10 protein-coding genes are annotated in these 12,007 nt (G+C 70.9%); 2 read left to right on the forward strand and 8 right to left on the reverse strand.

From position 1 onward, the window contains the following. Positions 1 to 184 precede the first annotated feature (184 nt). Positions 185 to 814 (reverse strand): NADPH-dependent FMN reductase, encoded by a 630-nt coding sequence (locus tag ACZ45E_RS38485; RefSeq protein WP_468230808.1) that lies wholly within the window; start codon positions 812 to 814, stop codon positions 185 to 187. A 67-nt stretch (positions 815 to 881) separates the two neighbouring features. Beyond that, positions 882 to 2,420: an MFS transporter gene (locus ACZ45E_RS38490; RefSeq protein ID WP_468230811.1), complete on the reverse strand. Its 1,539-nt coding sequence runs from the start codon at positions 2,418 to 2,420 to the stop codon at positions 882 to 884. Positions 2,421 to 2,514: 94 nt separating this feature from the next. Here ACZ45E_RS38490 and ACZ45E_RS38495 point away from each other — a divergent pair, with 94 nt between their 5' ends. Next, entirely contained in the window at positions 2,515 to 3,168 is a 654-nt protein-coding gene (locus ACZ45E_RS38495; RefSeq protein WP_468230813.1) for a TetR/AcrR family transcriptional regulator, read from the forward strand. 43 nt (positions 3,169 to 3,211) lie between these two features. On the opposite strand, the gene ACZ45E_RS38500 is transcribed toward ACZ45E_RS38495, so the two are convergent. The 6 genes from ACZ45E_RS38500 to ACZ45E_RS38525 form a co-directional block, all read right to left on the reverse strand. Further along, a complete protein-coding gene (locus ACZ45E_RS38500) occupies positions 3,212 to 4,888 on the reverse strand; it encodes a type IV secretory system conjugative DNA transfer family protein (RefSeq protein ID WP_468230815.1) in 1,677 nt (558 codons plus the stop codon). A 2-nt stretch (positions 4,889 to 4,890) separates the two neighbouring features. After that, the gene (locus ACZ45E_RS38505; protein ID WP_468230818.1) at positions 4,891 to 6,306 is read right to left on the reverse strand and encodes an ATP-binding protein; all 1,416 of its coding nucleotides are present in this window, start codon (positions 6,304 to 6,306) and stop codon (positions 4,891 to 4,893) included. Positions 6,307 to 6,343: 37 nt separating this feature from the next. Then, complete coding sequence (locus ACZ45E_RS38510) at positions 6,344 to 7,903, reverse strand: SCO6880 family protein (RefSeq protein WP_468230821.1); 1,560 nt, start codon at positions 7,901 to 7,903, stop codon at positions 6,344 to 6,346. Next, positions 7,900 to 9,267 carry a hypothetical protein gene (locus ACZ45E_RS38515; RefSeq protein WP_468230824.1) on the reverse strand — a complete coding sequence of 456 codons (1,368 nt, stop codon included), beginning with the start codon at positions 9,265 to 9,267 and terminating at the stop codon, positions 7,900 to 7,902. Before ACZ45E_RS38515 ends, ACZ45E_RS38510 begins: the two co-directional genes overlap by 4 nt. After that, positions 9,257 to 10,069 (reverse strand): hypothetical protein, encoded by an 813-nt coding sequence (locus ACZ45E_RS38520; protein ID WP_468230880.1) that lies wholly within the window; start codon positions 10,067 to 10,069, stop codon positions 9,257 to 9,259. Before ACZ45E_RS38520 ends, ACZ45E_RS38515 begins: the two co-directional genes overlap by 11 nt. Before the next feature lie 187 nt (positions 10,070 to 10,256). Then, positions 10,257 to 10,565: a hypothetical protein gene (locus ACZ45E_RS38525; protein ID WP_018527881.1), complete on the reverse strand. Its 309-nt coding sequence runs from the start codon at positions 10,563 to 10,565 to the stop codon at positions 10,257 to 10,259. Between the two features lie 334 nt (positions 10,566 to 10,899). On the opposite strand from ACZ45E_RS38525, the gene ACZ45E_RS38530 reads away from it, so the two are divergent. Then, a complete protein-coding gene (locus ACZ45E_RS38530; RefSeq protein WP_468230883.1) occupies positions 10,900 to 11,910 on the forward strand; it encodes a C40 family peptidase in 1,011 nt (336 codons plus the stop codon). Positions 11,911 to 12,007 lie beyond the last annotated feature (97 nt).

A 12,007-nucleotide genomic window follows, 5' to 3' on the forward strand; every position in this document is an offset into this window, starting at 1 on the left:
GGGGGGACCCTGTGGGAGAGTAGGACGCCGCCGAACTAATTGTAGAGAAAACCCCCGTCCGGGGATACCGGACGGGGGTTTTCTGCGTTTACGGGGTACCGAAGGAAATAGGGCGCCAAAGCACGCGCCTCAGTACGCGCGGAGGAGTGGCCAGCCGTAACGGGCCTGCGGGCCAAAGCAGGCCCTAGCTGTAAGGGCGTTCGGAGCGGGCCGTGCGCAGGGCCTGGGCCCACCAGTCCAGCTGGTCGAGCAGGATCTTCGCGGCCTCGGCCGCGCCCTGGGGCTCGTGGGCCACGCCGCCCTCGGCGAAGTGATCGGGCGTGACGCGGTGGAAGCTGACGCCGTCGCGAACCGTCACGGCGTGCAACTCCGCGAAGACCAGACGCAGTTGCTCCACCGCGCGGAGGCCGCCGCCGACACCCCCGTACGAGACGAAGCCGACCGGCTTGGCCTGCCACTCCGTGCGGTGCAGGTCGATGAAGTGCTTCAGGTGGGCCGGGAAGCTGTGGTTGTACTCGGGGGTGACGATCACGTAGGCGTCGGCCGCTTCCACCCGGGCGGCCAGCTCGGCCTCCTCCGGGGTGGGGGAGTGGCCCCAGCCCGGGTGGTTGTCGGGCAGGACGAGGTCGGTCAGGTCGATGACGTCGAAGTGCGTGTCGGGGGCGTGGGTCCTGGCGCGGTCGGTGAACCAGGCACCCACGGTAGGGGCGAGGCGGCCTTCCCGGGTGGAGCCGATGACGATGGCTACGCGGAGCGGGCCGTCGGTGCGCACGCCGGTGGTGGTGGCGACTGTGGTGCGGTCGGTGCTGGGCATGGTGGGGTCTCCCCTGTCGTGGGTGAGTTGGTTCGGGGTTTTCGGGGTGTGATGGATCGGGTGGAGGTCAGTGGGGGCTCGGCGCGTGCGGCTGGGCCCGCTTCTCCCGTGGGGCAGGCCGGACGCCTTTCGCTTGAGCGCGGCCGCCTCGGGGCCTGAGCAGGGTGTGGGCAAGGGCGGCCAGGGCCGTCAGCAGGCCCGTCACCGTCCACAGCGTCACGTGCCAGGCCGCCGTGAACTCCCGCGCGTGGCCGCCCGCGCCCGCTGTCACCCGGGCCGCGAGCGGTGCGGAACCGACCCGGGACTCGACCGAGGCGAGCAGCAGGGCGCCGAAGACGGTCAGCATGACGGCGCCGGTGCCGCCGCGGACCGTGTTGAGGAAGCCGGACGCCATGCCCACCTCGGACGGGGCGACCATCGACATGGCCTGCGCGTCGACGATGCCGATGGACAGGCCCTGGCCGGTGCCGATGGTGAGCAGCGGGCCCGCGAGCGCGGCGGCCGGCATCCCGGGGTGCAGGGTGGTGAGCCAGGCGTTGCCCGCGGCGATCAGCAGCAGGGACAGGACCAGGAGGTGGCGGGCGGGGATGCCGCGGTTGACGAGGCGGGCGCCGAGCGCGGGCAGGGCGAGGACCGGCACCGTCATCAGCAGGAGCGTCAGTCCCGCCGCCTTGGCCGTGGCGCCGTCGACGCCCTGGAGGTAGGTGGGCAGGAAAGCGAGGACGCCGGTGGTGCCCGCGCCCAGGCCGAAGGAGCCGACGGCCCAGCCGGCGAACGCCGGGTTGCGGGCGAGCCCCAGATCGAGGATTGGGCGGCCGGTGCCCGTGCGGGTGAGGCGCTGTTCGACGCGTACGAAGGTGAGGAGCAGGGCGGCTGCCATGAGGGCCGGGAGCAGCGTTCCGGGCGAGGTCCAGCCGGACTTGGAGCCCTGGGTGACGGCGAAGAGGGCCAGGGCGAGACCCGTGATGAACGTGGCCGCGCCGGCCTTGTCCACGCGGGGCCGGGTCTCGGCGCGGGACTCGCTCATCAGGCGGGTGCCGATGAGGATGACGAGGCCGGCGGCGACGTAGGAGAGGAAGGTGGCGCGCCAGCCGAGCGCGTCGACGAGCCAGCCGGAGAACGTCGGGCCGAACGCGAGACCGAGGCCGGCCGTGGTGCCGAGCGAGGCGAAGACACGGGTGCGGGCGGCGCCGGTGAAGGTCGCCGCGAGCAGGGAGCCGCCGGAGGCCATGACGCCGGCGGCGCCGATGCCGGAGAGCACGCGGGCCGCGTCAAGGAGCAGGATGTGCTGGACGAGGGCGGAGGCCAGGGTGGCGGCCGTGTAGAGCGCGGCGCCGGCCGTGAGGATCCGGCGGCGGCCGTAGAGGTCGCCGAGCGAGCCTGCGACCAGCATGAACGAGGACGCGGCGAGGAAGTAGCCGACGACGACCCACTGGAGTGACGCGCCGCTCGCGCCGAGGTCGGCGCCGATGCGGGGGAGGGCCACCGTGGTGCCGGACATGGCCATCGGCAGTGTGAGCATGCCGAGCAGGACGACGATCAGGGTGACGGTGGGGCGGTGACCACCGGGGACAGGGACCGCCGAAGCCTGGGGTTCGGTTGCCATGGCAGCAAAGTACAACGGTGGTTGTAAGCAGTGCAACGGTCGTTGTACCTAGGTCTCTGTGCCTAGGCTGGGCGGACGGTGACGGAGGAGCGGCATGGCGGATCAGGACGACGGGCGGGGCCCGCGCAGGGGCACGGTCGAGAAGAGGCAGGCGCTGCTGCGCGGTGCCCGTACGGTCTTCGGGCGCGAGGGGTACACGCGCGCGGGCATCGACGAGATCGCGGCCGAGGCCGGGGTCTCGACCCGCACGCTCTACAACCACTTCGGCGGCAAGGAGAACCTGTTCCGCGAGGTACTGCTGGACAGCGCGGCGAAGGTCACGGCGGCCCATGTCGAGCTGATCGAGCGGCACTTGAGCAAGGTCACGGACATCGAGCGGGACATCCTCGCCCTCGCGCGTGAGTGGATGGGGCGGCGCGGTGAGCACGCCCCGCACATGCTGCTCGTCCGGCAGATCATCTCGGAGGGCCCGCATCTGCCGGCCGACGTCGTCGAGGAGTGGCAGCGCATCGGGCCGCGCGCCGTGACGGAGGCGGTGCGCGAGCGGTTCGTCGGGCTGGGCGCGCAGGGGCTGTTGGCGGTGGAGGAGGCCGGTTCCCTGGAGGCGGCGCGGTACTTCGCGCTGCTGACAGCGGGCTCTGTCACCGTGGACACGTTCTTCGGGGTCGTGCCGATGTCCCGGGCCGAGGTCGATGCCCGGGTGGAGAGTGGCGTCCGCGCCTTCCTGCGGCTGTACGCCGTCGACTGACCCGGGGTGGACGACGGTCGAGCACGGGGCGGTGGACGCCGGTTCAGCCCTGGGCGGCCGGGAGTTCGGCGTCCGGCCAGCGGCTGCGGCCCTGCTCGCGGGAGCGGAGCAGGGCCAGGGTCGGCAGGCCCCGGTCCGCTCCGGAGGCCAGCAGCTCCGGGAGCTGGGGAAGCGGAGCCACCGCCGCGACGTCGTCCAGGACGAGCGTCATTGGTGGGTCGAGCCGACCGGCGGGTGACCGTTCGGCCATCCGGCGGCCGTGCTCGACCACGCTTGAGACGAGGGCCGTCAGCAGGGGCATCGCGCCCGGATTCGCCTTGGGGTCCTCGATGGGTTCACCCACCACATAAAGCGTGCCCCCTTCGTCCACGAAGGAATCCAGGGTGAGCGCATCAGTTCGGTTGGGCGCGCAGGCTTCCCGGATGTGGATGGAGGAGAGCGCGGAGAGCGCCCGCGCCGTCAGCTCCTGCGCGATGTCCCGGCGTTCAGGGTGCGAGGTGAGCGCCGCCTCCAGTTCGCCCGCCGCGCCGGCGGCCGCCTTCGGGCTCGTACGCAGCACGCGTACGGCGTCCTGCACCTGGCTGCCCTGCGCCCAGCGGTGGACGTGGCGGAACGGTTTGCCATCGACCGCCGCCGCGTGCAGATAGCTGCGCAGCAGCGTCTCGGCGGTCTCGGCCACCGCGGAGTCCAGCTTCGCCGTCGGCCTCGTCGGGGCGAGGAGCGCCGCCGCGCGGGCGGTGGCCGTGGCCCGGTCCTCGCAGCCCGCGGCGGGGTTCCAGTGCATCCGGGCCGGGGTGTCGCACCGGTGGGTCGGGTCGTACAGGAGGACCGGGCCGAGCTTGGCGCGGGCGTCCTTGGTCTCTTCCCAGACCTTGGGGGCCGAGGTGATGACGAGGGCGGGGCCCTCGGCGTCCCGGATCGCCTGGACGGCCAGGGGGTGGCGGTCGGCGGGGGTGCCGAGGAGGAGCGGGCCTCTCGCGCTCCGCGGGCCGGGGACGGGGCTGGGGGCGGCGACCGAAGCCAGTGGTACGGCCGAGGCCAGCGGTTCGGCCGGGGCGGTCGGTTCCAGCGGGGCGGTGGATCGGGCCGCGGCGGGCCGGCCGTATGGGGAGGACGGTGCGGCGGAGGTTTCGACGGGCCGGAACTCCGGTTGCTGCCCGGCCGCCGCGGCGACCGGCGCCGGCCCCTCCGCCGACCTCTCGGCCGAGCCGTTCACTGGTGCCGTCGTCGGCGGCACCGGCGGATTCTCGTACGCCCCGCGCCCCTGGGGCGGCGGCTGCTTCGCAAGCGTCGGTGTCGCGGCCGGCATGGCTGTGGCTGTGTCTGTGGGTGTCGGCTCGGCGTCCGGGGCGCGGCCCGCGCGCACCGCCCGCCACCTCGCGACGGTCCCCGCCACGAAGATGGCCAGCACCACCAGGATCATCAGCTGACCGATGAGCAGCCCCCAGAAGAGGCCGTACCCGGAGAGCTCCGCCCTCGGGGTGTTCGGCCAGGCGCCCGGCACGTCGTGCGGCTTGGCGATCAAGTAGCGCATGGCCAGGGGCGTATGGCCGAAGGTCACGTTCGACGGCCACGCGCCCTTGGTGAACAGGCCCGCGAGGCCCGTCGCCGACCACACCATGATCGTCATGCCCAGCAGGAACGCCAGGACGCCGATCAGCAGGCCGTCGGGAACGCCCCGGCCGCGCTGCTCGTCGCGGTAACGCCGCTCGTCCCGCATCCTCAGGCCACCGTGGACTCGGAGGTGTCGCTGAGCCGTTGCTCCACGAAGGCCGCCGCCCGCTCCTCTGCCTCCAGCTCGGCCGCGTGCAGGGCGTCCTCGGCGAGCGTCGCGTCGGACGATTCGGTCATCGCGCGGTCGGTGAAGACCAGAGGCCGCTCCGTATCGGTGATCAGGTGTTTGACCACCTGGACGTTGCCGTTGACGTCCCAGACCGCGATGCCGGGCGTGAGGGTCGGGATGATCTCCACGGCCCAGCGCGGCAGCCCGAGGACGCGGCCGGTCGCCCGCGCCTCGTCGGCCTTCTGGGCGTAGATGGTGCGCGTCGACGCCATCTTGAGGATCGCCGCCGCCTCCTTCGCCGCCGCCCCGTCCACCACGTCGCTCAGGTGGTGCACGACCGCCACGAAGGAGAGGCCGAGCCGCCGCCCGAACTTCAGCAGCCGCTGGAACAACTGCGCCACGAAAGGCGAGTTGATGATGTGCCAGGCCTCCTCGACCAGGAAGATGCGCTTCTTCCGGTCGGGGCGGATCCAGGTGTGCTCCAGCCAGACGCCGACGATCGCCATGAGGATCGGCATGGCGATCGAGTTGCGGTCGATGTGCGAGAGGTCGAAGACGATCAGCGGGGCGTCGAGGTCGATGCCGACCGTGGTCGGACCGTCGAACATGCCCCGCAGGTCACCGTCGACCAGCCGGTCCAGGACCAGCGCGACGTCCAGACCCCACGCGCGTACGTCCTCTATGGCGACGTTCATCGCCTCGGCCGACTCCGGCTCGGGGTGGCGGAGCTGCTCGACGATGTCGGTCAGGACGGGCTGGCGCTCCACGATCGTCTCGTTGACGTACGCGTGCGCGACCTTCAACGCGAAACCGGACCGCTCGTCGAGGCCATGGCCCATGGCGACCTCGATGATCGTGCGGAGCAGCGCGAGCTGGCCCGTCGTGGTGATCGCCGGGTCGAGCGGGTTGAGCCGGATCCCCATGTCCAGGGCGGCGGTCGGGTCGAGCCTGATGGGAGTTATCCCCAGCTCCTGCGCGATGAGGTTCCATTCGCCGACGCCGTCCTCGCCCTGCGCGTCGAGGACGACGACCTGCCGGTCGCGGAACCTCAGCTGCCGCATGACGTACGTCTTCTCCAGCGCCGACTTGCCGTTGCCGGACTCGCCGAGGACCAGCCAGTGCGGGGCAGGCAGTTGCTGCCCGTACATCTGGAAAGGGTCGTAGATGTAGCCCTTGCCGGAGTACACCTCACGCCCGATGATCACGCCGGAGTCGCCGAGGCCGGGTGCCGCGGTCGGCAGGTAGACGGCCTGGGCCTGCCCCGTCGACGTACGCACCGGCAGCCGGGACGTCTCCACCTTCCCGAACAGGAAGGAGGTGAAGGCATCCGTGAGGAGGGACAACGGATCCCGCATGAGCAGCGCCTACCTTCTGGCCTTGGGGGACACGGGATTACCTTCGGATGCCGGTGGCGAACGGCAAAGTGTTCACGAACGCCCTGTGGTGCTCCCGGTCGCACCATTCGAGCTTCAGGTACGACTTGCCGGCCGAGGCCCGGATGGTGCGCTTGTCACGGGCGAGCGCGTCCGGGTTGCGGGACGAGACCGTGATGTAGCCGACGATGTTGACCCCTGCCGCGCCGCTGGCCAGATCCTCGCCGCGCTGGTCGAGGCGGCCGTGGGCGGCGATGTCGCGCGGGTCGACGGTCCGGTTCATCTTGGCGGCGCGGGACGCCTCCGCCTCGTCGTTGGTCTTCTCGGTCAGCATCCGCTCGATGGCCACCTCGGTCGGCTCCAGGTCCATCGTGACGGCGACGGTCCTGATGACGTCCGGGGTGTGGACGAGGAGCGGCGCGAGGAAGTTGACGCCGACCGGCGTCATCGGCCACTCCTTGACCCAGGCCGTGGCATGGCACCAGGGTGCGCGCGTCGACGACTCCCGTGTCTTCGCCTGGAGGTAGGTGGGCTCCATCGCGTCGAGCTCGGCCGGCCAGGCGTTCCGCTTCGTCATCGCCTGGATGTGGTCGATGGGGTGGTCCGGGTCGTACATGGAGTGGATGAGCGAGGCGAGCCGCCCCTGGCCCAGCGGCTGCCGTACGCGGATGTCGGCTTCCTGGAGCCGCGAGCAGATGTCGGTCAGCTCGCGCGCCATGACGACGGCGAGCCCCGCGTCCCGGTCGACCTTCTTGCCGGCCTTCGGACGGGTGGCCCGCGCCATCGCGTTGGCCTCGGCGGCCAGCTCGCGCGTGAAGTGCATGCAGGCCACCAGGTAGGCGCGGTGCTGCTCGCTGCTGGTCGACACCATGGACTGCAACTGGTCGTAGGACTCCCGCAGCCAGCCCGGGGCGCGGTCGTCACCGCGCACGGACACGTCCTTGGCGTGCGCGTCCGGGTCGGCGGGCAGGGTGCGGGCCAGCATCTGGAGGCGGGTCACGAACCCGTCCCCGTTCGCCACGTGCTTCAGCAGCGTCCCGAACCGGTCGACCAGCGCCTCCTGGTCCTCCGAGTCGCGCAGCCCGACGCCCGGGCCCTCGATCTCGATGGCGGCGGTCACGGTGCGCCGGTCCGCGTGCAGGAGGACGGCGATCTCGTCCGGGCCGAACGGCGCGGCGAGCCACGTGAGGCGTCCGATCCCGGGCGGCGGCCCGACCTCGACCTCACGCCCGTCGAGCCGGACCCCGGCCTCCATCGCGCGGGACCGGTAGGCCGTGCCGCGCTTGAGGGAGCGCTTGTAACTCCGGTTGATCTCGAACCACTTGTAGAAGGTGCGGTGCTTGTACGGGACGTAGACCGCGGCGAGCGCGATGAGCGGGAAACCCATCAGCAGCACGATCCGCAGGGACAGGACGGGGACGAGCAGCCCGCACATCATGCCGAGGAACGCCCCGCCGATGATCAGGGCGATCTCACCGGACTCGCGGTTCCTGCCGACGATCGCGTTCGGCCGGGCGCGGCCGATCAGATATGTACGGCGGGGCGTGACCGGAGGGGACACATGGGACTGGGTCGTCAACGCCCTGCACCTCCTTGCGGTTTGCCATTGCTGGTGGGACCGGAATTGCTGCCCCCGCCGCCGCGGTTGCCCGCGTGGGGGGTGTTCGTGGGGCTCGTGCGGGGCGGAGGCGCGGCGGAGGGGACGGATCCGCCGCCACTACCGCCACCGGCGGCCGGACGGGTGCTGTGCGCGGCCACGCCGCCGGACAACGGGTTGCCGGAGCGGGCCTGGCCCGACCCGCCCTGGCCGCCGCCGCTGTCCGCGCGGGCGCTGTGCGTCTTGATGCCCTGCGAGACGAGGGCCGCGGGCGAGGTGAACGCGGCGGCCGCCTTGCCCTCCGCGCCCTGCATGATGCGGTTCTTGCGTACGTTGGCCATCTCGTCGCCGAAGCCCGGGACGAAGCGGTAGATCATGCCGCTCGCGAAGATGGCGAGCAGCACGATGGCGAGGCCGGAGACGATGGCGGCCAGCGAGTCGGGACCGTCGCCGCTGCTCGACAGTGCGCCGGCCAGGCCCAGCACGATCACGATGACCGGTTTGACGAGAATGATGGCGACCATGATCCCGACCCAGCGGCGGACGTGGCCCCACAGGTTCTTGTCGACGAGCCCCGAGTACACGACGACGCCGAGCAGGGCGCCGACGTACAGCAGCACGGCGCGCAGATACAGCTCCAGGTAGAGCACGCCGGCCGCGACGATGGAGACCAGCGAGACGACGATCAGCATGATCGGGCCGCCGCCGATGTCGTTGCCCTGCTTGAGGGCCTCGGAGAACGTGCCGAAGAACGTCTGTGTCTGGTTGCCCGTCGCCTTGGCGAGGACGTCGGTGACGCCGTCCGTGGCGGAGACGACGGTGTACAGGATGAGCGGGGTGAACGCCGAGGCGAGGACGGTCAGCCAGAGGAAGCCGACCGCCTCCGAGATCGCCGTGGTCAGCGGTACGCCGCGCACGGCGCGCTTGGCGACCGCCATCAGCCACAGCAGGAGCGTCAGCACGGCCGAGGCGGCGAAGACGACGGCGTACTGCTGGAGGAACTTCGGGTTGGTGAAGTCGACCTCGGCGGTCTTGCGGACGGCTTCGCTGAGCTGGTCGACGGTCCAGGACGCGGCGTCGGCGCAGCCCTTGGCGAGGCTGGACAGGGGGTCGAGGGGGTTCTCGGTGCCGGGGGGCATGTCACCGCCGGTGGTTCCGCCGGTGCCGCCGCTCTTGTCCTCGCGGGTGCAGTATTTTTTGGCGGGGCCGATCAGCAGGTCACAGGGGTCGTTCGACGGGTCGGGATCCGGTGCCGCGAAGACACGGGTGGCTGTCAGAAGGACCAGGGCCTGTGCGGCACCGGCCGCGGCGGTGAGCTTCAGCGCCAGGCGTGGGCTACCGGGCATACGAGAACCCTCCGTACTCCTCGACGGCCTTGCTGATGTCCTCGGAGCTGGAGGCCCGTTCATCACCGGGGACGGGGGTGGGGCCGGTCTTCTGGGAGTCCGAGGTGATCTTCCAGTCGTCGCCGGTCCACTGGAGGTTGAAGGTCCAGGTCTGCCAGGACGAGGTCACCGGATTGGTCGAGTTGGCCCCCGAGATGCCGAGCAGCCCCATGTACCAGACCGACACCTTCGCGGTGTTGTCGCTGTACTGGAGCGTCTTGGTGCCTACGGGCACGGTGCGGGAGACGAACGTGCTGCCCTTGGGCGGGTTGGCGTTCGCGTCCAGTCCGAGCTTGCTGAGGAAGTCGGTGGAGTAGGCATCGTCCATGGGGCCCTTGAGCTTTGCCGCTGCCGCAGACGTGTAGATCCCGTCCACGATGGCGTGCCGCCTGTCGGCGCGGAACATGCCGTCCCCGCCCAACTGAACCGCATAATTCGCGGCAGCGGACTGCACCCCCTGCTCATCACGCGCGAACCCCGAGTTCACCGGCTTCGTGCCGGTCGGGGCCGTCGGGGAGGACTTCGGGCCCGCGCCGGAGCCCCCGGAGCCGTCGGAGGCGGGGTCGTCGCCGCTCCGGTTCGCGAAGGCGATCGCCGCGATCAGGAGTGCCACGACGCCGACCACCATGACCAGGGAGCGGGACGGCGACCGGCCGGGTCTGCGCGCGCCTGCGTACCCGTCGCCGCCCGAGCCCTCGGGGAGCCGCGTCCGGGTCTGGCCGGTGCCGCCGTAGACGTCGTCGTGCCGGTCGTCGAGACTCATGGTGCGCACGTCCCCTCAACCTCGTGCCGAACCGCCTTGTACGACGGTAGCCGTGCTGGTTCCCGCGCGGGCGCGGAGTGGTGACTCGACATCAGGGAGACGCAACCTCAGCCGGTGGGCACGACGGGACGGATGGAGTTGAGGGGTGTTGAGAGGTTCCGGAGGTCGCCCGGAAGGGGGCCGCGGGCTAAACGGCCATGCCGTACACGATCGTGAAGAGCGTGCCCAGGGAGCCGATGATGAAGACCCCGGTCAGGCCCGCGATGATCAGGCCCTTGCCTTGTTCGGCGCTGAAGGTGTCCCGCAGCGCCGTCGCCCCGATCCGTTGTTTGGCCGCGCCCCAGATCGCGATGCCGAGGCAGAGCAGGATGGCTACCGCCATCACCACCTCGATCATTACGCGTGCCTCGTTGCCCAGGCTCCCGAACGGGCCCCAGTCGGGGGCGATCCCGCCGATGATGGTCGTGATGTCGCCTTTTTCGGCTGCCAGCAGCATGTGTAACTCACCGCCCCATGTGGGTAGTTCTGTCGCCCCCGCCGCAGCGCAGAGGTCAGGCCCATTCTGGACCAGATCGGCGCCGATGCCTGCACACTTGGCGCCATTCGTTGGCCGAGTTCCTACGTTCCCACGACGGCCGGGCCGTCCCGGAGGACGATTCCGTATGCGAGAGAACGTATGGTCACTCTGTGTATCACGCCTGGTCACGCCGGGCAATGACGGTTCGTGGTGTCCGTCCCCGGGCTCCGGTCGGTGAACCGCCGGTCAGGAGGCCGGGCCGGATCTAGACTGTGGGGTCGGTGGACTCCCGTGCGGCGAAGGGCGGTTGACGGTGCGTAAGGCGTGGATCGTCGCGGGATCGGCCGTCGCCGGGGGGACGGGGTTCGTAAGTCTCCTCGTACTCGGTACGTACATGGCGGCCGGAAGTCTGACGAACGGGGTGGGGCAGGGGGCCGTAGGGCTCGCCAAGGGCGCCGTGCCCGCCGCCTATCAGCCGCTGGTGCAGAAGTGGGGCAATCTGTGCCCCGCCATCAATCCGGCGCTGCTCGCCGCGCAGCTCTACCAGGAGAGCGGGTTCAACCCGAAAGCCACGTCCCCGGCGAAGGCGTACGGCATAGCGCAGTTCATCAGCGGGACCTGGGCCGCGCACGGCGTCGACGGCGACGGGGACGGGGACCGGGACATCTGGGACCCGAACGACGCGATCCCCTCGGCCGCCTCCTACGACTGCAAGCTCGCCTCGTACGTGAAGGACGCGCCCGGCGACGCGACGAAGAACATGCTCGCCGCGTACAACGCGGGGGCGTACGCCGTCATCAAGTACAAGGGCGTGCCGCCGTACCGCGAGACGCAGAACTACGTGAAGACGATCACGACGCTGGAGAAGTCGTTCGCCCGGCCCGTGGGGCGGGTGCAGCCCTCGCAGCAGGCCGCCGCGGCCATCTACTACGCGCAGAAGAAGCTGGGCACCCCCTACCTGTGGGGCGGCAACGGCACGGCGGACCAGGGTGGCCGGTTCGACTGCTCCGGGCTGACCAAGGCCGCGTACGCGTCGGTCGGGGTCGAGCTGCCGCGCGTCGCCAACGACCAGTACAACGCGGGGCCGCACCCCAAGCGGGACGAGCTGCTGCCGGGGGATCTGGTGTTCTTCTCGGACGATCTGAGCAACAGCCGCGCCATCCGCCACGTGGGGATCTACGTCGGGGGCGGCTACATGATCGACGCGCCGCGGTCCGGCGCGGTCATCCGGTTCGACCCCGTCGACACGCCGGACTACTTCGGCGCGACGCGGGTCACCGAGGACGGCGCGCGGGCGCTTCCGAGCGAGTCGCCCGAAGTGTGACGTGGCTTGAACTCTCCGTTAACGCCCGGCCCTGAGCTGCGGGTTTCCATCTCTCTTCGATAACGTCTGCGTGATCATTCGGTGGAGTGTGGAACGT

It is taken from the genome of Streptomyces sp. NPDC030991 (genome assembly GCF_055571235.1).